This window comes from Pseudomonas sp. 1176_21 (assembly GCF_052850635.1).
This window is the reverse complement of record NZ_VXCV01000009.1, coordinates 16,605-39,450: the sequence shown is the minus strand read 5'-3', so window position 1 is coordinate 39,450 and position 22,846 is coordinate 16,605. Positions and strand designations below refer to the sequence as shown.

At 64.8% G+C, this 22,846-nt stretch carries 18 protein-coding genes and 4 tRNA genes; 19 read left to right on the top strand and 3 right to left on the bottom strand.

All coding sequences use genetic code 11. The annotated features are described in order from the left end of the window. Positions 1-6: 6 nt before the first annotated feature. Positions 7-1,047, bottom strand: coding sequence for an HlyD family secretion protein (locus FW760_RS19675; RefSeq protein ID WP_043862863.1), 1,041 nt, complete (start codon positions 1,045-1,047; stop codon positions 7-9). A 143-nt stretch (positions 1,048-1,190) separates the two neighbouring features. Here FW760_RS19675 and gltX point away from each other — a divergent pair, with 143 nt between their 5' ends. The 10 genes from gltX (at position 1,191) to FW760_RS19625 (ending at position 7,047) form a co-directional block, all read left to right on the top strand. Beyond that, positions 1,191-2,672: a glutamate--tRNA ligase gene (gene gltX / locus FW760_RS19670; RefSeq protein ID WP_043862862.1), complete on the top strand. Its 1,482-nt coding sequence runs from the start codon at positions 1,191-1,193 to the stop codon at positions 2,670-2,672. A gap of 297 nt (positions 2,673-2,969) precedes the next feature. Continuing rightward, positions 2,970-3,045: transfer RNA gene (locus tag FW760_RS19665), tRNA-Ala, on the top strand. 78 nt (positions 3,046-3,123) lie between these two features. Next, positions 3,124-3,199: transfer RNA gene (locus FW760_RS19660), tRNA-Glu, on the top strand. Positions 3,200-3,252: 53 nt separating this feature from the next. Next, positions 3,253-3,328 (top strand) — tRNA-Ala (locus tag FW760_RS19655). Between the two features lie 44 nt (positions 3,329-3,372). Further along, positions 3,373-3,448 (top strand) — tRNA-Glu (locus tag FW760_RS19650). Positions 3,449-3,609: 161 nt separating this feature from the next. Continuing rightward, positions 3,610-4,149: a TetR/AcrR family transcriptional regulator gene (locus tag FW760_RS19645; protein ID WP_054916656.1), complete on the top strand. Its 540-nt coding sequence runs from the start codon at positions 3,610-3,612 to the stop codon at positions 4,147-4,149. Between the two features lie 14 nt (positions 4,150-4,163). Beyond that, positions 4,164-4,997: an alpha/beta fold hydrolase gene (locus tag FW760_RS19640; RefSeq protein WP_043862860.1), complete on the top strand. Its 834-nt coding sequence runs from the start codon at positions 4,164-4,166 to the stop codon at positions 4,995-4,997. A gap of 44 nt (positions 4,998-5,041) precedes the next feature. After that, complete coding sequence (locus FW760_RS19635; protein WP_043862859.1) at positions 5,042-5,479, top strand: acyl-CoA thioesterase; 438 nt, start codon at positions 5,042-5,044, stop codon at positions 5,477-5,479. A 49-nt stretch (positions 5,480-5,528) separates the two neighbouring features. Further along, the gene (locus FW760_RS19630) at positions 5,529-6,488 is read left to right on the top strand and encodes a tRNA dihydrouridine synthase (RefSeq protein ID WP_054916655.1); all 960 of its coding nucleotides are present in this window, start codon (positions 5,529-5,531) and stop codon (positions 6,486-6,488) included. A gap of 115 nt (positions 6,489-6,603) precedes the next feature. After that, positions 6,604-7,047 (top strand): Hsp20 family protein, encoded by a 444-nt coding sequence (locus FW760_RS19625; protein ID WP_043862857.1) that lies wholly within the window; start codon positions 6,604-6,606, stop codon positions 7,045-7,047. Between the two features lie 110 nt (positions 7,048-7,157). Here FW760_RS19625 and FW760_RS19620 read toward each other — a convergent pair whose 3' ends face one another. Together FW760_RS19620 and FW760_RS19615 are read right to left on the bottom strand one after the other, a co-directional pair. Next, a complete protein-coding gene (locus tag FW760_RS19620) occupies positions 7,158-10,454 on the bottom strand; it encodes a PAS domain S-box protein (protein WP_043862856.1) in 3,297 nt (1,098 codons plus the stop codon). A 62-nt stretch (positions 10,455-10,516) separates the two neighbouring features. Then, the gene (locus tag FW760_RS19615; protein WP_043862855.1) at positions 10,517-11,395 is read right to left on the bottom strand and encodes a LysR family transcriptional regulator; all 879 of its coding nucleotides are present in this window, start codon (positions 11,393-11,395) and stop codon (positions 10,517-10,519) included. Between the two features lie 142 nt (positions 11,396-11,537). Between FW760_RS19615 and leuC the strand changes: the two genes are divergently transcribed. From leuC to FW760_RS19570, 9 genes are all read left to right on the top strand, one after another. Beyond that, entirely contained in the window at positions 11,538-12,971 is a 1,434-nt protein-coding gene (gene leuC, locus FW760_RS19610; protein ID WP_043862854.1) for a 3-isopropylmalate dehydratase large subunit, read from the top strand. Beyond that, entirely contained in the window at positions 12,968-13,612 is a 645-nt protein-coding gene (gene leuD, locus FW760_RS19605; RefSeq protein WP_043862853.1) for a 3-isopropylmalate dehydratase small subunit, read from the top strand. Before leuC ends, leuD begins: the two co-directional genes overlap by 4 nt. A gap of 44 nt (positions 13,613-13,656) precedes the next feature. Then, positions 13,657-14,424, top strand: a complete 768-nt coding sequence (locus FW760_RS19600; protein WP_116055102.1) for a class I SAM-dependent methyltransferase — start codon at positions 13,657-13,659, stop codon at positions 14,422-14,424. Positions 14,425-14,479: 55 nt separating this feature from the next. Then, complete coding sequence (gene leuB, locus FW760_RS19595; RefSeq protein ID WP_043862851.1) at positions 14,480-15,562, top strand: 3-isopropylmalate dehydrogenase; 1,083 nt, start codon at positions 14,480-14,482, stop codon at positions 15,560-15,562. A 64-nt stretch (positions 15,563-15,626) separates the two neighbouring features. Beyond that, complete coding sequence (asd, locus tag FW760_RS19590) at positions 15,627-16,739, top strand: aspartate-semialdehyde dehydrogenase (RefSeq protein ID WP_043862850.1); 1,113 nt, start codon at positions 15,627-15,629, stop codon at positions 16,737-16,739. 148 nt (positions 16,740-16,887) lie between these two features. Next, positions 16,888-17,898 (top strand): aspartate-semialdehyde dehydrogenase, encoded by a 1,011-nt coding sequence (locus FW760_RS19585; RefSeq protein WP_043862849.1) that lies wholly within the window; start codon positions 16,888-16,890, stop codon positions 17,896-17,898. Positions 17,899-18,073: 175 nt separating this feature from the next. Further along, complete coding sequence (locus tag FW760_RS19580; RefSeq protein ID WP_116055100.1) at positions 18,074-20,950, top strand: FimV/HubP family polar landmark protein; 2,877 nt, start codon at positions 18,074-18,076, stop codon at positions 20,948-20,950. Between the two features lie 119 nt (positions 20,951-21,069). Next, the gene (gene truA / locus FW760_RS19575) at positions 21,070-21,915 is read left to right on the top strand and encodes a tRNA pseudouridine(38-40) synthase TruA (RefSeq protein ID WP_054916657.1); all 846 of its coding nucleotides are present in this window, start codon (positions 21,070-21,072) and stop codon (positions 21,913-21,915) included. A 38-nt stretch (positions 21,916-21,953) separates the two neighbouring features. Then, the gene (locus FW760_RS19570; RefSeq protein WP_054916652.1) at positions 21,954-22,574 is read left to right on the top strand and encodes a phosphoribosylanthranilate isomerase; all 621 of its coding nucleotides are present in this window, start codon (positions 21,954-21,956) and stop codon (positions 22,572-22,574) included. Positions 22,575-22,846: the final 272 nt, after the last annotated feature.

The following is a 22,846-nucleotide window of genomic DNA, read 5'->3' as shown; positions in this document are numbered from 1 at the left end:
AGTTGATCACCGGCCATCGGTACGGATATCGACGGTGGCGGTCACCGACATGCCCGGGCGGATCTTGCCGTGCAACGGGTTGTCGGCGGCGAAGGTCAGCTTGACCGGGATGCGCTGCACGACCTTGGTGAAGTTGCCGGTGGCGTTGTCGGGTGGCAGCAGGCTGAACTGCGCGCCGGAAGCGGCGAACAGGCTGTCGACGCGGCCTTCGATCGGCGTGTCGGGGTAGCTGTCGAACACCAGCTCGGCACGCTGGCCGGGCTGCATCTTGCCGATCTGGGTTTCCTTGAAGTTGGCCTGCACCCAGATGTCCTGATCGGGCACGATCGACAGCAGGTAGGCGCCGGCCTGCACGTACTGGCCGTTGCGTGCCGCGCGCTGGCCGATCATGCCGCTGATCGGCGCGCGAATTTCACTGCGGCTCAGGTTCAGCTCGGCCTGGGCCAGGTCGGTGCGGGCGGTGGCGATCTGGGCGTCCAGGCGCTTGAGTTCGGCAGCCAGTGCGTTGACCTGCTGGCGTTGACCCTGCAGGTCGGCCTGGGCCTTGCTCACCTGGGAGCGTGCCACGTTGCTTTCGGCCGACAGGGTGGTCACCCGTTCTTCCGAGACAAAGCCTGGCTTGCGCAGCGCCTGTGCACGGTTGAGGTCCAGCTGGGTACGCCCAAGTGTGGCCTGGTTGGCCGACACCTGTGCCTGGCCGGCGGCGATCAGGCTCGCCTGCTGCGTCAGGCGGCTGTCGGCTTGCAGGCGCTCGGCCTCGCGGGTGGCCAGGGTGGCGCGGGCGCGCTCCACGGCAAACTGGAAGTCGTTGCCTTCCAGGCGCACCAGCAGGTCGCCCTTGGCCACATGCTGGTTGTCCTCGACCAGCACCTGCTCGATGCGCGCACCCAACTGGCTGGAAACCCGGGTGATCTCGCCCTGCACGTAGGCGTTGTCGGTGCTCTCGTAGAAGCGCCCCTTGAAGTACCAGTGGGCCAGAAAGCCCAGGCCGATGAGCAGAACCAGGGTCAGGAAAATCAGCAGGCGACGCTTGAGTTGGGCAGGCATGGGTACGATCGTTCCAAAAATGTAAGCAAATTTAACAAGGTTTGCCTTGGCAAACACAAGCGCCGATCGTGCCCATTGCTGGAGCCGGGTGGCCCCGTGCTGTTAACATCCAGCCTTTGTTTCACCTCTTGTTCGAGACTCTCATGACCACCGTTCGCACGCGTATCGCGCCTTCGCCGACTGGCGATCCCCATGTCGGCACCGCCTACATCGCCCTGTTCAACTACTGCTTCGCCAAGCAGCACGGTGGCGAATTCATCCTGCGTATCGAAGATACCGATCAGCTGCGCTCCACCCGCGAGTCCGAGCAGCAGATCTTCGATGCCCTGCGCTGGCTGGGTATCGAATGGAGCGAAGGCCCGGATGTCGGCGGCCCGCACGGCCCGTACCGCCAGAGCGAACGCGGCGAGATCTACAAGCAGTACGCCCAGCAACTGGTCGATCTGGGCCATGCCTTCCCGTGCTTCTGCACTGCCGAAGAACTGGACCAGATGCGTGCCGAGCAGATGGCCCGCGGCGAAACCCCGCGCTATGACGGGCGCGCCTTGCTGCTCTCGCCTGAAGAAGTGCAGCGTCGCCTGGCCGCCGGCGAGCCCCATGTGATCCGCATGAAAGTGCCGACCGAAGGCGTGTGCGTGGTACCGGACATGCTGCGCGGCGACGTCGAGATTCCGTGGGACCGCATGGACATGCAGGTACTGATGAAGACCGATGGCCTGCCGACCTACTTCCTGGCCAACGTGGTCGATGACCACCTGATGGGCATCACCCACGTATTGCGTGGCGAAGAGTGGCTGCCTTCGGCGCCCAAGCTGATCAAGCTGTACGAGTACTTCGGTTGGGAGCAGCCAACCCTGTGCTACATGCCGCTGCTGCGCAACCCCGACAAGAGCAAGCTGTCCAAGCGCAAGAACCCGACCTCGGTGACCTTCTACGAGCGCATGGGCTTCATGCCCGAAGCCATGCTCAACTACCTGGGCCGCATGGGCTGGTCGATGCCGGACGAGCGCGAGAAGTTCTCGCTGGCCGAAATGGTCGAGCACTTCGACCTGTCGCGTGTGTCGCTGGGCGGCCCGATCTTCGACATCGAGAAGCTGTCGTGGCTCAACGGCCAGTGGCTGCGTGAGCTGCCTGTCGCAGAGTTTGCCGCGCGCGTGCAGAAATGGGCGTTCAACAGCGACTACATGATGAAGATCGCGCCGCACGTGCAGGGCAGGGTAGAGACCTTCAGCCAGATTGCGCCGCTGGGTGGGTTCTTCTTCGAAGGTGCGCTCAAGCTCGACGCCAAGCTGTTCGAGCACAAGAAACTGTCGGCCGACCAGGTACGCCAGGTGATCCAGCTGATCCTGTGGAAGCTCGAGGGGCTGCGCCAGTGGGAGAAGGATCGCATCACCGGCTGCATCCAGGCGGTGGTCGAGGCGCTGGAGCTCAAGCTGCGTGACGCGATGCCGCTGATGTTCGCCGCGATTTCCGGCCAGGCCAGCTCGGTGTCGGTGCTCGATGCCATGGAGATCCTCGGGCCGGACCTGACCCGCTACCGCCTGCGCCAGGCGCTGGACCTGCTGGGTGGTGTGTCGAAGAAAGAAAACAAGGAATGGGAAAAGCTGTTGGGCACCATTGCCTGAGCATTTTTCCCGTAGGAGCCGGCCTTGCCGGCGAACAAAGCGCTGCGGTACCCGGTATTGCGCAGCGCCTGTTTCGCCGGCAAGGCCGGCTCCTGCAAGGGCGAGACCCCCGAGTTTGCGGGGGCTCTCCTGACCCAGGCCGGTAAGTGTTTGTTATCTCGGAAATTTCTTTTGGATTTTGTTGAAAATTTATTTGACAGGTCTTCAATCCGATCTTAATATGCGCCCCGTCCACAGCGATGAACGAAACGAAGCGCGAAGCACCCAGCCAAGCGATTCAGTTCAAAGCGACATTGTGGGGCTATAGCTCAGCTGGGAGAGCGCCTGCATGGCATGCAGGAGGTCAGCGGTTCGATCCCGCTTAGCTCCACCAAATTCCCTATCCGGAGTTGGTCATACAACTCAGGGTTCAACCGGGTTCCAGCAGCCGGGTTGTGTGGTAAGAAGGTTCGTCCCCTTCGTCTAGTGGCCTAGGACACCGCCCTTTCACGGCGGTAACAGGGGTTCGAGTCCCCTAGGGGACGCCAGTTTTACACAAGTGATGTTGCAAGACATCGCTGGGCCGCGAGGCTAGAAATCTGGGGCTATAGCTCAGCTGGGAGAGCGCCTGCATGGCATGCAGGAGGTCAGCGGTTCGATCCCGCTTAGCTCCACCAATTTTGCCAGGGTTCGTGAAAACGAGCCTGCACGAAGGTTACAAGTCCCCTTCGTCTAGTGGCCTAGGACACCGCCCTTTCACGGCGGTAACAGGGGTTCGAGTCCCCTAGGGGACGCCATTTTACCCGCTCTGCGGGATTTCAAGGCTCATTCGATTATTGAATGAGCCTTTTGTTTTTTCCCTCGAAAAAATCTCTTTCGCCCTTGGGCCGCAGGAGAAAGTGCTTGCCAATAAATATTATGAGCATAATATTAGCTCCATAATATTTGGAGGCCTGCCATGCACGACAAAAAAGCCCTGACCCGCCAGCGCATTTTGGATGCGGCGCGCAGTGCGCTGATCCTTAACGGCCCGGCCGACCCCAGTGTGCAGCAGGTGATGGGCGCTGCGGGGCTCACCGTGGGTGGGTTCTATGCGCATTTCGAGAACAAGGATGCGCTGATGCTCGAAGCCTTTTGCCAGTTGCTTGGCGAGCGCCGGGCCTTGCTGGCACAGGTCGACGCGTCGCTGGACGGGGAGGCGCGTCGTGCCCTGGTGGCGGCCTTCTACCTGTCGCGCAAACACCGCGATGCCGTCGACAGCGGCTGCCCGCTGCCCAGCTCTCTGGGCGAGATCAATCAGTTGCCGGCGACCTTTCGCGCGGTGCTGACCGAGCATATCGAGTTGATGATGGCCAACCTGGCCGACACCCCCGAAGACGCCGACAAAGTGCTGGCCGACCTAGCCCTGATGGTCGGCGGCCTGGCCCTGGCGCGAGCGCTGGGTACCAGCGAATTGTCCGACCGTGTGTTGCGTGCCGCCAAGTCCGCGGTGATCTGATCTGGAGCGACGTGATGAACAGCCTGAGCTGGATTCGTGGTATCAACGCCACTGTTGGACGCCTGGCACCCAATCGGGTGGCCGGGCAGATGCGCCAGGCCTTCATGAGCCCGCGCACCTTGCCGCCACGCGACTGGGAACTGCCGCTGCTGGCGCGTGCCGAGCGCATTACCCTGCGCTTTGGCCTGAGTGCGCTGCGCTGGGGGCAAGGCCCCACGGTGCTGCTGATGCACGGCTGGGAGGGGCGCCCCACCCAGTTCGCCCATCTGATCGAGGCCCTGGTGGCCGCCGGCTATTGTGCGGTGGCGCTCGAAGGGCCGGCCCACGGCCGCTCGCGTGGAAACAAGGCCAACGTGGTGTCGTTCGCCCACGCCTTGCTCGAGGCGGCCGGTGAGCTGGGCCCATTGCACGGGGTGATCGGCCATTCCATGGGCGGTGCCAGTACGCTGCTGGCCCTGCAGTGGGGGCTGCGTACCGAGGTGGCGGTGAGCATCGCCGCGCCGGCGCGCCTGCTCGAGGTGCTGCGCGGTATGGCGCGGCACCTGGGGTTGCCGGCGCGGGCGCGGGCAGCCTTCATTCGCCAGGTGGAGCGAGAGGTCGGGGTGCCGATCTCGCGCCTGGACGTGGCCGTCTACCAGCTGGAACTGCCCGGGTTCATCGTGCATGCCGAGGACGACCCGCTGGTCGCCGTCAGCGAGGCGCGGCTGATTCATCAGGCGTGGTTCGACAGCCAGCTGCTGCTGTTGCCCCAGGGCGGGCATATGCGTGTGCTGTCCGACCCGCAACTGGTCGACGGCGTGCTTGCGCTGCTGCAACGCAGTGCCCGGCCAGTGCGCCAATCGGCCTGAGCATCCGTTACACTCTGCCCGTTCACTACAGATCGGGAGCGGGCATGAGCTGGGATCGGGCAACGCCATTTACCATCGACTTGCAGGTCGGTGCCGAGGATATCGACGGCCTGGGGCACGCCAACAACGCGGTGTACGTCACCTGGCTCGAGCGCTGCGCCTGGCGTCATTCCCAGCGCCTGGGGCTGGACCTGGCCGAGTACCGGCGCCTGGACCGCGCCATGGCCGTGGTGCGTCACGAGATCGATTACCTGGCCAGCGCCTATGAGGACGACATCCTGCAGTTGGCCACCTGGATCGTCGACTGGGACCAGCGCCTGAAGATGACCCGTCACTTCCAGCTGGTGCGACCAAGCGATGGCACCACCTTGCTGCGGGCGCAGACCACCTTCGTGTGCATCGAGCTGTCCACCGGCAAGCCCAGGCGCATGCCGGCAGAATTCATCGAGGGCTACGGCGCCGCGATGGCCGGAGCCCGATAAGCCACGGTTTTTGCTAGACTGCCGGCCTTTTTCGCGCGAGACCCACGCCATGCAAATTGCCCTGGCCCCCATGGAGGGGCTGGTCGACAACATCCTTCGCGACGTACTGACCCAGGTGGGCGGCATCGACTGGTGTGTCACCGAGTTCATTCGCGTGTGCGACCGGTTGCTGCCGGCGCATGTGTACGAGAAGCTGGCCCCGGAGCTTGGCCGCGGTGCGCAAACCGCCGCCGGCGTGCCTTTGCGTGTGCAGTTGCTGGGCTCCGACCCGGCATGCCTGGCCGATAACGCGGTGCTGGCCTGCGAGCTGGGCGCCCCCGTCATCGACCTCAATTTCGGTTGCCCGGCCAAGACTGTGAACAAGTCCCGCGGCGGCGCGGTGCTGCTCAAGGAGCCCGAGCTGCTGCATGCCATCCTGCGCGAAGTGCGCCGGGCGGTGCCTGCGCATATCCCGGTCACCGCCAAGATGCGCCTGGGCTTCGACAGCCCGGACGGTGCGCTGGACTGCGCCCGCGCCCTGGCCGAAGGCGGTGCCGACCAGTTGGTGGTGCACGCACGCACCAAGGTCGACGGCTACAAGCCGCCGGCGCACTGGGAGTACGTGGCGCGGGTGCAAGAGGTGGTGAAGGTGCCGGTGTTCGCCAACGGCGAGGTGTGGACGCTGGAAGACTGGCGCCGCTGCCGCGAGGTCAGCGGCGTGGAGGACATCATGCTCGGTCGCGGCCTGGTGTCGCGCCCGGACCTGGCCCGGCAGATTGCCGCCGAGCGCCAGGGCATCGAGTTCGTGCCGCTGGACTGGCAGGCACTGCAACCGCTGCTGCAGGACTTCTGGGTGCAGGCCCGGGAACAGATGACCGAGCGTCAGGCACCGGGGCGACTGAAGCAGTGGGTGGCGATGCTGACCCGTACCTACCCCGAAGCCACGGCACTGTTTACCGAACTGCGCCGCGAGACCGACTGTGATCGCGTGGCGCGGCTGCTGGGTATTCCGGTCAGCGAGGCGGCCTGAAAAAATTTTTGTGGTCGATGCTTGAAATGTTAGGGCGGGTCCTTATCTAGGGAGTACGCGATGCCGAAGTCGGGTCGCGCAATCACCAACTCGCTGATATTTCAGGAGATGTACCATGACTACCGCATTTTCTCTGGCTCCACTGTTCCGTCAATCCGTTGGCTTCGATCGTTTCAACGACCTGTTCGAATCCGCGGCACGTAGCGAGTCGGGTAGCACCTACCCACCCTACAATGTTGAAAAACATGGCGAAGACCACTACCGAATCGTCGTTGCTGCAGCTGGCTTCCAGGAAGAGGACCTCGACCTGCAAGTGGAAAAAGGCGTTCTGACCGTCAGTGGCGGCAAGCGTGACAGCAGTGGTGAAAGCGTCACCTACCTGCACCAGGGCATCGCCCAGCGGGCCTTCAAGTTGTCCTTCCGCCTGGCTGACCACATCGAAGTGAAGTCGGCGGGCCTGGCCAACGGTCTGCTCAGTGTCGATCTGCTGCGTGTTGTGCCTGAAGAAGCCAAGGCCAAGCGCATCCCGATCAACGGCGAGAAACCTGCGCTGAACTGAGTGTGGGCTGAGTGAAAGAGGGCACCTTCGGGTGCCCTTTTTTGTGCCCGGTTCGCGCGGCTCTTCACTGCAGGGGCCAGCCTTGCTGGCAACTGCCGTACTGCGGTGTGTCAGTAGTCCGCCGGTGCCTGCAGCAGCATCGCCCTGAACTCGTTCAGCGGCAATGGCCGGCTGTGCAGGTACCCCTGGTACAGATGGCACCCCAGCCGCTCCAGAAACTCCAGTTGCTCCGACAGCTCCACCCCTTCGGCAATCACTGCCAGGTCCAGGCTTCTGGCCATGGCCACGATGGCCTTGACGATCTCTGCATCATTGGGGTCCAGCGGTGCATCGCGCACGAACGATTGGTCGATCTTCAGCGCATCCACCGGCAAGCGCTTGAGGTAGGTGAGCGACGAGTAGCCGGTGCCGAAGTCATCCATCGCAAAGCTCACCCCGAACGCCTTCAGCTCGCGCATCTTGCTGATGGTGTCCTCCAGGTTCTGGATCACGATGCCCTCGGTGATCTCCAGCTTGAGCATCTGGTAGGGCAGGCGGTAGTCGTCCAGGCTGCGCCGCACCCGCTCGACGAAATCGTTCTGGCGGAACTGGCGCGGGCTGATGTTCACGCACAGGCTGAAATCCATCGGATCGATCAGCCCGTCCTGCAGCATGCGCGAGCAGGCATCGCAGGCTTCGTCGAGTATCCAGCTGCCCACCTCCAGGATCAGCCCGCTTTCCTCCAGCACCTGGATGAACTGGCTGGGCGGCTGCTGGCCCAACAGCGGATGGTGCCAGCGCAGCAGCACCTCGGCTCCGACGATGCGGTTGTCACGGGCATCCACCTGGGGCTGGAAGTGCAGCGCCAGTTCGCCCCTGGCCAGGGCCATGCGCAGGTCGCTCTCCATGCGCAGGCGTTCACTGGCGGCCTTCTGCATGGTGGTGTGGAACAGTTGCGTGGTGTTGCGACCCGAATCCTTGGCGCGGTACAGCGCAATGTCGGCGCGCTTGAGCAGGTCGGCCGGCGTGGTGCCGTGGTCGGGGATCAGCGCCACGCCGATGCTGGGGGTTACCTGCAGGCGCTGGCCGTCCAGCGACATCGGCTCGGCCAGCAGCTCGCGCAAGGTGTCGGCCAGTTGGCGAACCTTGTCGGTGACCTCTTCGCGGCTGCCTTCCAGGCCGCTCAGCAGCACCACGAACTCGTCACCCCCCAGGCGCGCCACGGTGTCCTCCAGGCGCACGCTGGCTTCAAGCCGGGCTGTGATGATCTTGAGCACCGTATCGCCCACCGGGTGGCCCAGCGAGTCGTTGATGTGCTTGAAGTGGTCGAGGTCGAGGAACAGCAGGGCGCCGCGCAGGTTCTGGCGTTTGAGCAGGGCGATCTGCTGGCTCAGGCGATCCATCAGCAGGGCGCGGTTGGGCAGGTTGGTCAGCGGGTCGTGGTAGGCCAGGTGACGGATCTGCGCCTGGGCATTCTTGAGCTGGCTGACGTCGCGGGCAGTCAGTAGCAGGCAGTCTGTCTCGTTGAGGGTGATCGGCTCCATCGATACCTCCACGGTGAGGATTTCGCCGCGTTTGTTGCGCCCCAGCATTTCGCGGTGGTGCACCCGCCCGCGCTCACGCATTTCACCGAACAGCAGGGTCTGCTGCTTGTCGTCGGCCCACAACCCGATCTGAGCCATGCTCTGGCCGATCACCTCGTCGGCGCTGTAGCCGGTGAGCCGGCAGAAGCCGTCGTTCACCTCCAGGTAGCAGCCACTGTCGCGCTCGGTGATGGTGATGGCGTCGGGGCTGGAGTGGAAGGCCTTGGCGAACTTCTCCTCACTGGCCTTGAGTGCGGCTTCGCCGCGTTGCTGCTGGGTGATGTCGCGCAGGGTGGTGACGCTGCAGGGCTGGTTGTCGACCTTGATCAGGCGGCTGGAAATCACACAGGTCAGGGGCTGGCCATCCTTGTGATTGACCACCACCGCGACATTGTTCAACGCCTGGTCGCGAATCACCTGCTCGATACGTCGTGCGCGGGCGGCCGATTCGGCCCACAGCCCCAGTTGTTCGGCGGTACGACCCAGTACCTGGTCGGCGCACCAGCCGAAGGTCTGGGTGAACGCCTGGTTGATCTCGATGAACTGGCCGGTGTCCTGGCGGGTGACGCAGATGGGGTCGGGGCTGACCTGGAACAGGCTGGCGAACTTTTCCTCCGAGCTGGTCAGGCGCTGTTCGCGTTCAACCTGTTCGGTGATGTCCAGCAGGGTGCCGGCCATGCGCAGCGGGTTGCCCTGGTCGTCACGGTACAGCCGTGCGCGGCTCTCCAGGTAGCGTGAGGCGCCGTTTTCCAGCTGGATGCGGTAGGTGATCTGGTAGTTGCCCGCCGGGCCTTCGCGCAGGCTGCGATAGGCCTGGCGCATGCCGCTGCGCTCAAGCTCGGGCACGCCTTCGAAAAACGCCTCGAACGACTCGTGGAACGGCACCGGCGCCAGGCCATGCAGTTGTGCCGCGCGGGCCGAGCCGTACAGCATGCCGCTGGGGATGTGCCAGTCCCAGGTACCCAGCTGGGCAGAGTCCAGTGCCAGGTCCAGGCGCTCCTGGCTGTCCTTGAGGGCCTGTTCGGCACGCTTGCGCTCGCTGGTGTCGACGAAGGTGCTGAGCAGGTAGGTGACACCTTCGAGTTCGATGGCCTGGGTGCTGAGGATGCCATCGTGGACCTGCCCGCTGCTGGCGCGAAACTGCACTTCCAGGGTCACCGGGCCGTTGTTGCCGCTGGTGGCCTCCAGCACCTGGTCACGCTGCCTGGGGTTGGCCCACAGGCCCAGTTCCAGCGTGGTACGCCCGATCACCTGGGCGCCGGGCCAGCCAAGAATGTTCTCGAAGTGCTGGTTGACCTCATGGATCAGCCCGTCGGCGCGCCGGGTCAGCAGCACCACGTTCGGGCTCAGGTGAAAAAGCGTGGCAAAGCGCTTTTCGGAGTTGATCAGTGCGGTTTCGCGTTCGCGCTGGCGGGTGATCTCGCGCACCACCCCGATCATCTGCAGGCGCCCGTCGCGGTTGGTGGCCAGGCTGCCGTTCACTTCCAGCCAGTGCAGGCTGCCGTCCGGCCAGCGGATGCGATGGCGCAGGGCCTGGTCCACCGGCTCGCCGTTGAGCACTGCATGAAAGGCCTGGCGCATGCGCGCGCGGTCCTCTTCCGGCAGCAGATCGAGGTAGTCGATGTCGTGGGTCAGCGGTTGATGCGGATCGAAGCCAAACAGTGCCTGGGTGCCTCGTGACCAGTTGATGCGCCCGCTGCCCACATCCCACACCCAGGCGCCAAGGTGCGCACCATTGAGCGCCGCGAGCAACTGCGGCGCACTCTCCCAGGCCTGTTCCAGCTCCTGGGGGTCTGCTGCGTGGATACGGGGAAGGCGCGCAAAACGATTGGCTGACTTGGGCATCGGTACCAGACCTTTGGCGGGTGATACGTCCTTGGTGGCGGGCCGCCCGGGGCAGGGGCGGGCTACGCCGGGCTTGCGTGACTGTCGAGCAGGGCCATGAAGGCTCTGGCCGCATTCGATAACGTTCGTTCCGTGTGCAGAATGTAGCCTAGCTGGCGCGACAGCTGTATGCCCGGCAAGTCGATGGATGCAACCTGCTCATCGAGCATTGTGCGCGGCAGCACACTCCAGGCCAGCCCGATCGACACCATCATCTTGATGGTTTCCAGGTAGTTGGTGCTCATGGCGATGTTGGGGACCAGACCCTGGGCCTCGAACAGACGCTGCACAATATGGTGTGTGAAAGTGTTGCCGCCGGGGAACACGGCCGGGTGGTGGGCAATGTCCGCCAGGCCCACCGCGCCCTTGCAGGCCAGCGGGTGCTCGGGGGCGACCACGAAATCCAGCGGGTCGTCCCATACCGGCACCGCGCGCACCAGGCTGTGGGGCTCGGGGGCGAGGGTGATCACGGCGATTTCGGCGCGCCCGTGCAGAATTTCCTCGTAGGCCACTTCCGAGTCCAGAAACTGGATGTCCAGAGCCACAGCCGGGTACTGACGGGTAAACGCCCGCAACAGCGGCGGCAGGCGGTGCAGACCGATGTGATGGCTGGTGGCCAGGGTCAGTCGACCGCTGACCTCGCCGGTAAGGTTGGTCAGGGCCCGCCGGGTGTCGTCCAGCACGTTGAGGATCTGGTAGGCACGCGGCAGCAGGGCACGGCCGGCTTCGGTCAGGCTCACCTCGCGGCCAAGGCGGTCGAACAGGCGCACATCCAGCTGCTGCTCCAGCCCGGCAATGCGCTTGCTGATGGCCGGCTGGGTCAGGTGCAGGCGCTCGCCGGCACCGGAAAAGCTCCCGGTTTCAGCGATGGCGATGAAGGCACTAAGGTTGGCCAGGTCCACGGAATGAGTTCCTCGGGTTTGGATTCCTGAAAGTTATCCAAAGCATAAAAAATATGAATTTGAGTTATTCAATCTAACCCCATAGCATCGTCCGTACAAGCCAAGGGGTTATTGGCATAGAAAGACTGATGAGGAAAGTCTGATGGCTGGCAAAACGCTCTACGACAAGCTCTGGGATTCGCACTTGGTCAAGCAGCGCGACGACGGTTCGGCGCTGATCTATATCGACCGTCACATCATTCACGAAGTGACGTCGCCGCAGGCCTTCGAGGGGCTGCGCCTGGCCAACCGCAAACCCTGGCGCATCGATGCCAACATCGCCACCCCCGACCACAACGTGCCCACCACGCCAGAGCGCAAGGGCGGCATCGAGGCCATCGCCGACCAGGTGTCGCGCCTGCAGGTGCAGACCCTCGACGAAAACTGTGACGAATACGGCATCACCGAATTCAAGATGAACGATGTGCGCCAGGGCATCGTCCACGTCATCGGCCCGGAGCAGGGTGCCACCTTGCCCGGCATGACCGTGGTCTGCGGCGACTCGCATACCTCCACCCACGGCGCGTTCGGCGCCCTGGCCCACGGCATCGGCACCTCCGAGGTCGAGCACGTGCTCGCTACCCAGTGCCTGGTGGCCAAGAAGATGAAGAACATGCTGGTGCGCGTCGAAGGGCAATTGCCGTTCGGCGTCACTGCCAAGGACATCGTGCTGGCCGTGATCGGCAAGATCGGGACCGCCGGCGGCAACGGGCATGCCATCGAGTTTGCCGGCAGCGCCATTCGCGAGTTGTCGGTCGAAGGTCGCATGACCATCTGCAACATGTCCATCGAGGCCGGTGCGCGGGTGGGCCTGGTGGCCACCGACGAGAAGACCGTTGCCTACGTCAAGGGTCGTCCGTATGCGCCCAAGGGCGAGCAGTGGGACCTGGCCGTCGAAGCCTGGAAAGACCTGGTGTCCGACAGCGACGCGGTGTTCGACACCGTGGTCGAGCTGGACGCGGCGCAGATCAAACCGCAGGTCAGCTGGGGCACCTCGCCCGAGATGGTGCTGGCGGTCGACCAGCGCGTGCCGGACCCGGCGGCCGAGGCCGACCTGGTCAAGCGCGGTTCCATCGAACGCGCCCTCAAGTACATGGGCCTGAACGCCAACCAGGCGATCACCGACATTCAGCTCGACCGCGTGTTCATCGGTTCGTGCACCAACTCGCGCATCGAAGACCTGCGCGCCGCGGCCGTGATCGCCAAGGGTCGCAAGGTGGCCTCGACCATCAAGCAGGCCATCGTGGTGCCGGGCTCGGGCCTGGTCAAGGCGCAGGCCGAGCAGGAAGGCCTGGACAAGATCTTCCTCGAGGCCGGTTTCGAATGGCGTGAGCCGGGCTGCTCGATGTGCCTGGCGATGAACCCGGACCGCCTCGAAAGTGGCGAGCATTGCGCCTCCACCTCCAACCGCAACTTCGAGGGGCGCCAGGGCGCCGGTGGGCGTACCCACCTGGTGAGCCCGGCAATGGCGGCGGCTGCCGCAGTAACCGGTCGTTTTGTCGATGTACGCGAGTTGATCCAAGGGAGCGCAGCATGAAAGCCTTTACCCAGCACACCGGCCTGGTCGCCCCGTTGGACCGTGCCAACGTCGACACCGACCAGATCATCCCCAAGCAGTTCTTGAAGTCGATCAAGCGCACCGGGTTCGGCCCGAACCTGTTCGACGAATGGCGTTACCTGGACGTGGGTCAGCCCTACCAGGACAACAGCAAGCGCCCGCTGAACCAGGATTTCGTGCTCAACCATGCGCGTTACCAGGGGGCCAGCGTGTTGCTGGCGCGGGAGAACTTCGGTTGCGGTTCGAGCCGCGAGCATGCGCCTTGGGCGCTGGAAGAGTACGGCTTTCGCAGCATCATTGCGCCCAGCTACGCCGACATCTTCTTCAACAACAGCTTCAAGAACGGCTTGCTGCCGATCATCCTCGGCGACGAGGAAGTCGACGAGCTGTTCAAGCAGGTTGAGGCGGACCCGGGCTACCAGCTGACCATCGACCTGCAGGCGCAGACCGTGACGCGGCCGGACGGCAAGGTGCTCCACTTCGAGATCGACGCGTTCCGCAAGCATTGCCTGCTCAACGGCCTGGATGACATCGGCCTGACCTTGCAGGATGGCGATGCGATTGCAGCGTTTGAAGCCAGGCACCGTGCTAGCCAGCCCTGGTTGTTTCGTGACGCCTGAATGATGCAGTGATGTGCCGGCCAAGCCGCCCCAGGAGATCCATGATGACCCGCAGCACCGCCCACACCGAAGTCGTCCAGCGCCAGTTCGGCGAACAAGCCTCTGCCTACCTGAGCAGCGCCGTGCATGCCCAGGGTAGCGAATTCGCCCTGCTGCAGGCCGAGCTTGCCGGGCACGCCGACGCCCGCCTGCTGGACCTTGGCTGCGGTGCCGGTCACGTGAGCTTCCATGTCGCCCCGCTGGTGGCCGAAGTGGTCGCCTATGACCTGTCGCAGCAGATGCTCGACGTGGTCGGCGCCGCCGCCATCGAACGTGGCTTGAACAACATCGTCACCGAGCGTGGCGCCGCCGAGCGCCTGCCGTTCGCCGACGCCTCGTTCGATTTCGTCTTCAGCCGCTACTCGGCGCACCACTGGAGCGACCTGGGCCTGGCCCTGCGCGAGGTGCGCCGGGTGCTCAAGCCCGGCGGCGTCGCCGCGTTCGTCGACGTCATGTCGCCGGGCAGCCCGCTGCTCGACACCTACCTGCAAAGCGTCGAAGTACTGCGCGACACCAGCCACGTGCGCGATTATTCTGCCGGCGAGTGGCTGCAACAGGTCAGCGAAGCCGGCCTGTGCACCCGCAGCCACACGCGCCAGCGCCTGCGCCTGGAATACACCTCGTGGGTGGAGCGCATGCGCACCCCCGAGCCGATGCGTGCGGCGATTCGCCAGTTGCAGCAGGCGATGGGCGACGAAGTTCGCCAGCATTACCAGATAGAAACCGATGGCTCCTTCAGCACCGACGTGATCGTGCTCTGGGCCCAACGCTGAGTTTCCCCCGGTACGCCAGTGCGGCGCACCGCTTGAATTGAATGATGAGGAACCCATGAGCAAGCAGATTCTGATTCTCCCAGGTGATGGCATCGGCCCGGAAATCATGGCCGAGGCGGTCAAGGTGCTGGAACTGGCCAACGACAAGTTCCAGCTCGGCTTCAGCCTGGCGCACGATGTGATCGGTGGCGCGGCCATCGACAAGCACGGCGTGCCGCTGGCCGACGAGACCCTGGAACGTGCGCGCCAGGCCGACGCCGTGCTGCTGGGCGCGGTGGGCGGGCCGAAGTGGGACAAGATCGAGCGTGATATCCGCCCTGAGCGCGGCCTGCTGAAAATCCGTTCGCAACTGGGACTGTTCGCCAACCTGCGTCCGGCCATTCTCTACCCGCAGCTGGCCGATGCGTCCTCGCTCAAGCCAGAAATCGTCGCCGGCCTGGATATCCTGATCGTGCGCGAGCTGACCGGCGGCATCTACTTCGGTGCGCCGCGCGGCACCCGCGAACTGGAAGGCGGCGAGCGCCAGGCCTACGACACCCTGCCGTACAGCGAGAGCGAAATCCGCCGCATCGCCCGTGTCGGTTTCGACATGGCCCGCGTGCGCGGCAAGAAGCTGTGCTCGGTGGACAAGGCAAACGTGCTCGCCTCCAGCCAGCTGTGGCGTGAAATCGTCGAGGACGTGGCCAAGGACTACGCGGATGTCGAGCTCAGCCACATGTACGTCGACAACGCCGCCATGCAACTGGTGCGCGCGCCCAAGCAGTTCGACGTGATGGTCACCGACAACATGTTCGGCGACATCCTGTCGGATGAGGCTTCCATGCTCACCGGTTCCATCGGCATGCTGCCGTCGGCGTCACTGGATGCCAACAACAAGGGCATGTACGAGCCGTGCCACGGTTCGGCCCCGGACATCGCCGGGCAAGGCATCGCCAACCCGCTGGCGACCATCCTGTCGGTATCGATGATGCTGCGTTACAGCTTCAACCAGCAGGCGGCGGCCGAGGCCATCGAACAGGCCGTGAGCCTGGTGCTGGATCAGGGCCTGCGCACCGGCGACATCTGGTCGGCGGGCTGCAGCAAGGTAGGTACGCAGGAAATGGGCGACGCAGTAGTCGCAGCGCTGCGGAATCTGTAATCTCTCGGGCCCGCCGCTGGTTTCTTCCAGGCGGCGGCCCACTTTTAGCGAAGGTGTAGTTGCGATGAAACGTGTAGGTCTGATCGGTTGGCGCGGTATGGTCGGTTCCGTGCTCATGCAGCGGATGCTCGAAGAGCAGGATTTCGATCTGATCGAGCCGGTGTTCTTCACTACCTCCAATGTCGGGGGCCAGGGGCCATCCGTGGGCAAGGACATTGCTCCGCTCAAGGATGCGTACAGCATTGAAGAACTCAAGACCCTCGATGTGATCCTGACCTGCCAGGGTGGCGACTACACCAACGAGGTGTTCCCCAAGCTGCGCGAAGCCGGCTGGCAGGGTTACTGGATCGATGCCGCTTCCAGCCTGCGCATGCAGGATGACGCGGTCATCGTGCTGGACCCGGTCAACCGCAAGGTCATCGACCAGCAGCTGGACGCCGGCACCAAGAACTACATCGGTGGCAACTGCACCGTCAGCCTGATGCTGATGGGCCTGGGCGGCCTGTTCGAAGCCGGCCTGGTCGAATGGATGAGCGCCATGACCTACCAGGCGGCCTCCGGCGCCGGCGCGCAGAACATGCGCGAGCTGATCAAGCAGATGGGCGCTACCCATGCGGCGGTTGCCGATGACCTGGCCAACCCGGCGGCGGCCATCCTCGACATCGACCGCAAGGTCGCCGAGGCCATGCGCAGCGACGCCTACCCGACCGAGAACTTCGGCGTGCCGCTGGCCGGCAGCCTGATCCCGTGGATCGACAAGGAGCTGCCCAACGGTCAGAGCCGTGAAGAGTGGAAGGCCCAGGCCGAGACCAACAAGATCCTGGGTCGTTTCAAGAACCCGATCCCGGTCGACGGCATCTGCGTGCGCATCGGCGCCATGCGTTGCCACAGCCAGGCGCTGACCATCAAGCTGAACAAGGACGTGCCGATCGCCGACATCGAAGGCATGATCAGCCAGCACAACCCCTGGGTGAAGCTGGTGCCGAACCAGCGCGAGATCAGCATGCAGGAGCTGAGCCCGACCAACGTCACCGGCACGCTGAACATCCCGGTAGGGCGTCTGCGCAAGCTGAACATGGGGTCGCAGTACCTGGGCGCCTTCACCGTGGGCGACCAGCTGCTGTGGGGCGCGGCCGAGCCGCTGCGTCGCATGCTGCGGATCCTGCTGGAGCGTTGATCGCTGCTGCGCGGTAGAACAGGCCCCCTCGTCTTGCGACGCAGGGGGCTTTTTTGTGGTGGCCTGATGCCTTTGCCGGCACCGGGTGGTCTCGCTGCGGCAATCCGAGTAAAGTGCCGCTCCCCCCGTTCTGCCAGAGGCACTGTTCATGACTCAGACCTACGATATCGCCGTGATCGGCGCCACCGGCACCGTCGGCGAGACCCTGGTGCAAATCCTCGAGGAGCGCGATTTTCCCCTGGGCACCCTGCACCTGCTGGCCAGCAACGAGTCGGCGGGCAGCTCGGTGAACTACCGTGGCAAGAACCTGCGCGTGCGCGAAGTCGATGCCTTCGACTTCAGCCAGGTCAAGCTGGCGTTCTTCGCCGCAGGCCCTGCGGTTACCCGCAGTTTCGCCGCCAAGGCGCGTGCCGCCGGGTGTGCGGTGATCGATCTGTCCGGCGCGCTGTCGGCCGAACAGGTGGCAGCAGTGGTGCCCGAGGCCAATCCACAGGCCATCGACAGTCAGAGCCTGCCCGTGCAACTGGTCAGCCCGAGCGCTGCCGCGGTTGCCCTGGCGGTGGTGCTGGCCCCGCTCAAGCACCTGCTGGAACTGGAACGGGTCAACGTGACGGCGTGCATGGCGGTGTCGGCCCAGGGCCGCGAGGCGGTGGGCGAACTGGCCCGGCAAACTGCCGAGTTGCTCAATGCGCGTCCGCTGGAGCCGCGCTTCTTCGATCGCCAGGTGGCGTTCAACCTGCTGGCCCAGGTGGGCACCAGCGACAGCGAGGGCCATGGCGCGCTGGAGCGTCGCCTGGTGAGTGAGCTGCGCGAGTTGCTTGGCCTGCCTTCGCTGAAGATTTCCGTGACCTGTGTTCAAGTCCCGGTGTTTTTCGGCGATAGCTACACTGTGGCCGTGCACAGTCGCAAGGCGGTCGATCTGGCGGCGGTGAACGCCGTGCTGGAACACGCCGACAGTGTCGAGCTGGTGGAGGCGGGTGACTACCCGACCCCGGTCGGTGACGCGGTGGCCCAGGATGTGGTGTATGTCGGGCGAGTGCGTGGCGGTGTCGACGAGGCCGAACAGCTCAATCTCTGGCTGACCACCGACAACGTGCGCAAAGGCGCGGCGTTGAACGCCGTACAGCTGGCGGAGTTGTTGATAAAACACCTTGCGTAAAAGATACTTGGCGACGATTTGCACATTGTTTCTGAAATACTGGAAGTGAGCGGCCGTCACGCGCTTGCGGGGCACCTTGCCAACATGATCCGGTGGTCATGCCAGTCAAATGCCTCACGGCGGTTTTTCACTTTCTTCTCGGTAGCCGGGGAAGGTTCATACAAAGGATGAGGTCATGCTTCGAATTCGCAAACTGGTGTTAGCAATAGCCGCGGCATCGGCGCTGTCCTCCGGTATGGCGCATGCGCTGGGGCTGGGCGAGCTGACCCTCAAGTCGGGGCAGAACCAGCCGCTGGATGCCGAGATCGAATTGCTCGATGTGCGTGACCTCACTCCCGCCGAAGTGGTGCCCAGCCTGGCGCCGGCCGAAGAGTTCAGCAAGGCCGGGGTCGAACGCCAGGCGTACCTCAACGACCTGACCTTCACCCCGGTGATCAACCCCAGTGGCAAGAGCGTGCTGCGGGTGACCTCCAGCCAGCCGCTGCCGGCCCCTATGGTCAAGTTCCTGGTGCAGGTGATGTGGCCCCAGGGCCGCCTGCTGCGCGACTACAGCGTACTGATCGACGCCTCCAAATTCTCTCCCGAAGCGGCCCAGGCGGCTTCGGGCGTCACCCCTGCGGTGACCGCGCCCGCCCGCCACACCACCGTGCGTCGCGACACCTTGTGGCAGATTGCCGCCAAGGCGCGTCAGGGTGGATCGGTGCAGCAGACCATGCTGGCGATCCAGGCGCTCAACCCCGATGCCTTCTACAACGGCAACATCAACCAGCTCAAGGTTGGCCAGGTACTGCGTCTGCCCGACCAGCAGCAGATCGCCGCCATCCCCCAGGGCCAGGCCGTCAAGGAAGTGGCCGAGCAGTATGCGGCCTGGCGTGAGGGGCGCCGTCTGGGCCCGCGTGCGCGCCAGCTCGACGCCACCCGGCGTGACGCGGCCGGCGCCGCCCCGGCGCGTATCGCCCAGCAGGACAACCTCAAGCTGGTGGCACCCGGCGGCAAAGGTGCGGCTGGCGACAGCAAGGCCCTGGCCGACAAGCTGGCGATGGCCGAAGAGAGCCTCGACACCACCCGGCGTGACAACGCCGAGCTGAAAAGCCGTGTGGCGGATCTGCAGAGCCAGCTGGACAAGCTGCAGCGCCTGATCGAACTGAAGAACGACCAGCTGGCGCGCCTGGAAGCCCAGAGCGCAGCGCCGGCGAGCGTGCCTGCGCCCGAGCAGCCGGCGATCGATGCCCAGTTGCAGCAGGCGGTACCGAGCGAAGCGGTGGTGTCCCCGGCGCCGGCTGCCGTGGATACCGCGCCGGTGGCCGAAACGCCGCCGGCTGCCGTTACCCCGAGCGATTCGGACAAGATGCTCGACGACCTGCTGGGCAACAGCTGGCTGCTGGCGCTGATCGCAGGTTCAGCCTTGCTGGTGCTGTTGTTGCTTCTGCTGCTGTTGGCGCGCAAGCGTCGTGCCCAGCAGGAGGCTGAAAAGCACATGCGCATGGCGCGAGCCCTGGCCGAGGAAAGCGACCTGGGCCTGGGGCCGGACATGGACCTGCCGCAAAGCAGTTTCGAGGGCCTGGAGGTCTCCGCGCCGAGCGTGACCCTGGCGCCGGGTGTGGTGGCGGCCTCCGCTGCAGCGGCTGCGGCTGCCGAGGTAGCACCCGCCTATGACAGGCTGGACCCGGAGTCCGAGCTGGAGCTGGAGCCGGAATTCGAGCCCAAGCCGGCCCCCGTGGTCGAGCCCGCGCCCGAGCCGGTAGAGGTTCCGTCTCCGGCCCCGGCTGCGGTGGTGGCACCGGCCGTCATCGCGGCTGCCGTGCAGGCACCGGCCGAGGACGCCCCCGCGCCAAATGATGATGCCCTGCTGGCGGAAGTCGACCTGAGCATTGCCCGCGGTCGTCTGAACCATGCCGCCGAGCTGCTGGAGCCTGCGGTGGAGCAGGCCCCCGAGCGCGCCGACCTGCGCCTGAAGCTGATGGAAGTCTATGCCCGCCAGGGCGACCGTGACGCCTTTGTCGGCCACGAGCGCCAACTGGTTGCCAATGGTCAGAACCACGCCGATGTCGAGTCGCTCAAGCAGCGTTACCCGGCCATGCTCGGCGTGGCCGCTGCGGGCGTCAGCGCTGCGGCCCTGGCCGCCGAGCTGGATGCCCAGTATGTGCAGGACCTGCTGCAGGACGACCCGCAGCCCGAGCCGGAAATCGAGTTGCCGGGCGAAGACGACCTGGACAGCGCCTTCGACCTGAGCCTGGATGACCTGGAGGGGTTGGAAGGCCTTGAAGGCCTCGAAGGTCTCGAGGGCCTGGCAGACCTGCAGATCGATGATCCTCAGGCCCCGCAGGCCATGCCGCCTGCCGATATCGCGGCGCTCGACGACCTCGATTTCGATACCCTGCTGCAAGAGCAGACCCAGGCCCAGGCCCAGGCCGAGACGCCAGCGCCGCACGTGCCCGACGTGCAGGAGCAGGCAGTGACTGAAGTGCCGGCCGAGACACCCGCCGAGGTGCCTGCCGAGCCGATGCCCGAACCTGCACCGGTCGAGCCTGAGCCAATCCTGGATGACCTGTCCGACTTCGACCTCGACATGGGCGCCGACCTTGCGCCACCGGCGCCTGAAGCTGCACCCGCCGCTACGCCTGAAGCGCCACTGGATATCGAGGCCCAGTTGGCCGCGTTCGATGACTCACTGGGGCTGGACGACAGCTTCCCGGACCTGGCCGATGATTTCGACCTGTCCCTGGCCGACGAGCCGGACCCGCTGGATGCCAGCTTTGCCGCCGAGCTGGACGACGTCAACGCCGAGCTCGACAAGCTCTCGCAGAACCTCGAGCAGCCTTCCATCGCGCCGCACTTCACCGCCGAAGATGCCTCCGACCTGATGCTCGACGAGCCGGAGTTCGACTACCTCTCCGGTACCGACGAAGCCGCCACCAAGCTCGATCTGGCACGTGCCTACATCGACATGGGCGACAACGACGGCGCCCGCGAGATACTCGATGAAGTGATGAAGGAAGGTACCGAGACCCAGCGCAAGGAAGCCATCGAACTGCGTTCGCAGATGAGCTGAACGCCCACCTGAAAGGCCAACGGCAGCCCTCGTGGCTGCCGTTGTCGTTATAATCCGCGCCATTGCGTAAACCGACAGGCTGTATCCCCTTGGAAATCATCGATAACGCCGCAGCCGAAATGGCCGCCGAAGGCTTTTTCAGAATCGCGCTGGGCGTGGAATACAAAGGCACCCGCTACCGTGGCTGGCAACGCCAGGCCAGTGGCGTGCCGAGCGTGCAGCAGACCCTCGAGGAGGCGCTGTCGAAGGTCGCCGACTCGCCAGTGTCGCTGCAGTGCGCCGGGCGTACCGATGCCGGCGTGCATGCCAGCGGCCAGGTGGTGCATTTCGACACGCGGGCGGTGCGCAGCATGAAGGCCTGGACCATGGGCGCCAACATCAACCTGCCGCATGACGTCAGCGTGTCTTGGGCCAGGCAGATGCCGGCGCACTTTCACGCGCGCTTCAAGGCCATTGCCCGGCGCTACCGCTACGTGATCTACAACGACCAGATCCGCCCGGCGCACCTGGGCGACCAGGTTACCTGGAATCACCGCCCACTCGATGCCGGGCGCATGGCCGAAGCCGCAGCCTACCTGGTGGGCACCCATGACTTCAGCGCCTACCGCGCCGGCCAGTGCCAGGCCAAGTCGCCGATCAAGCAGATCCATCACCTGCGGGTGAGCCGGCATGGGCGCATGATCGTGCTGGATATCCGTGCCAGCGCCTTCCTGCACCACATGGTGCGCAACATTGCCGGCGTGCTGATGACCATCGGCGCCGGCGAGCGTCCGCCCGAGTGGGCCAGGGAAGTGCTCGAAAGCCGCGTGCGTCGTACCGGCGGGGTGACCGCGCACCCGTTCGGGCTGTACCTGGTGCAGGTGGAATACCATGACGAGTTCGAACTGCCTGAGCGTTTCATCGGGCCACATTTCCTTACGGGTTACGAGTCGTTGACGGCTGACGGCCCGCAAGGCATTTGCTAACATCCGGAGCTTTCCGGTTCAGCTGAGGTTCACAGGCCATGTCCGCCGTTCGCAGCAAGATCTGCGGGATTACCCGCATCGAGGATGCGCTGGCCGCGGCCGAGGCGGGCGCCGACGCCATCGGGCTGGTGTTCTACGCCAGAAGTCCGCGGGCGGTGAACGTGCAGCAGGCGCGGGCGATCATCGCTGCACTGCCGCCCTTCGTCACCACCGTGGGCCTGTTCGTCAACGCCAGCCGCTGTGAGCTCAACGAGATCCTCGACGCCGTGCCGCTGGACCTGCTGCAGTTTCATGGCGACGAAACCCCGGCCGACTGCGACGGCTACCACCGTCCCTGGATCAAGGCCCTGCGGGTTCGCCCCGGGGATGACCTGGAGGCCGGCTGCCAGCAGTACGCCAAGGCCAGCGGCATCCTCCTCGACACTTTCGTGGCCGGCGTTCCGGGTGGAACCGGCGAGGCGTTCGACTGGTCCCTGATACCCGAGCACCTGAGCAAGCCGATCATCCTGGCTGGCGGCCTCTCGGCCGACAATGTCGGGGCGGCCATCGCCCAGGTGCGTCCTTATGCAGTGGACGTCAGTGGTGGGGTGGAGCAGGCCAAGGGCATCAAGGACCCGGCCCGCATCGAGGCGTTCATGCGCGCGGTGCGCCAGGCGTGAGGGGCGGGCGAATGCTCGATGTGACGGCTGGCGGTGCGCCATCGTCCATAGCTTTCGCAGCCCGTTGCTGCCGGATCGCGCCCACGGGCCGATCGAAATTACCGGGTGGCGCCACCGGCGTCGCCTTTACAGGTTGACGATGAAGCTGGGGCAGGGTGGTACCGCGCTGAACGCGCACCGCCGGCCACGTTTCATCATCGCGTCATACACGAATTGAGCTCAAGGGCATACGCGTGACCCGGCAACTTTTGCCTGCCGGTCGCCGCTACTGG

Coding starts and splice junctions, on each gene's coding strand:
- FW760_RS19640 (WP_043862860.1), top strand. CDS start 4,164: ATGAACAGCCTGAGCTGGATTCGTGGTATCAACGCCACTGTTGGACGC.
- FW760_RS19675 (WP_043862863.1), bottom strand. CDS start 1,047: ATGCCTGCCCAACTCAAGCGTCGCCTGCTGATTTTCCTGACCCTGGTT.
- FW760_RS19630 (WP_054916655.1), top strand. CDS start 5,529: ATGCAAATTGCCCTGGCCCCCATGGAGGGGCTGGTCGACAACATCCTT.
- FW760_RS19620 (WP_043862856.1), bottom strand. CDS start 10,454: ATGCCCAAGTCAGCCAATCGTTTTGCGCGCCTTCCCCGTATCCACGCA.
- gltX (WP_043862862.1), top strand. CDS start 1,191: ATGACCACCGTTCGCACGCGTATCGCGCCTTCGCCGACTGGCGATCCC.
- FW760_RS19600 (WP_116055102.1), top strand. CDS start 13,657: ATGACCCGCAGCACCGCCCACACCGAAGTCGTCCAGCGCCAGTTCGGC.
- FW760_RS19570 (WP_054916652.1), top strand. CDS start 21,954: ATGTCCGCCGTTCGCAGCAAGATCTGCGGGATTACCCGCATCGAGGAT.
- FW760_RS19645 (WP_054916656.1), top strand. CDS start 3,610: ATGCACGACAAAAAAGCCCTGACCCGCCAGCGCATTTTGGATGCGGCG.
- truA (WP_054916657.1), top strand. CDS start 21,070: ATGGCCGCCGAAGGCTTTTTCAGAATCGCGCTGGGCGTGGAATACAAA.
- leuD (WP_043862853.1), top strand. CDS start 12,968: ATGAAAGCCTTTACCCAGCACACCGGCCTGGTCGCCCCGTTGGACCGT.
- FW760_RS19585 (WP_043862849.1), top strand. CDS start 16,888: ATGACTCAGACCTACGATATCGCCGTGATCGGCGCCACCGGCACCGTC.
- FW760_RS19635 (WP_043862859.1), top strand. CDS start 5,042: ATGAGCTGGGATCGGGCAACGCCATTTACCATCGACTTGCAGGTCGGT.
- leuC (WP_043862854.1), top strand. CDS start 11,538: ATGGCTGGCAAAACGCTCTACGACAAGCTCTGGGATTCGCACTTGGTC.
- asd (WP_043862850.1), top strand. CDS start 15,627: ATGAAACGTGTAGGTCTGATCGGTTGGCGCGGTATGGTCGGTTCCGTG.
- leuB (WP_043862851.1), top strand. CDS start 14,480: ATGAGCAAGCAGATTCTGATTCTCCCAGGTGATGGCATCGGCCCGGAA.
- FW760_RS19625 (WP_043862857.1), top strand. CDS start 6,604: ATGACTACCGCATTTTCTCTGGCTCCACTGTTCCGTCAATCCGTTGGC.
- FW760_RS19580 (WP_116055100.1), top strand. CDS start 18,074: ATGCTTCGAATTCGCAAACTGGTGTTAGCAATAGCCGCGGCATCGGCG.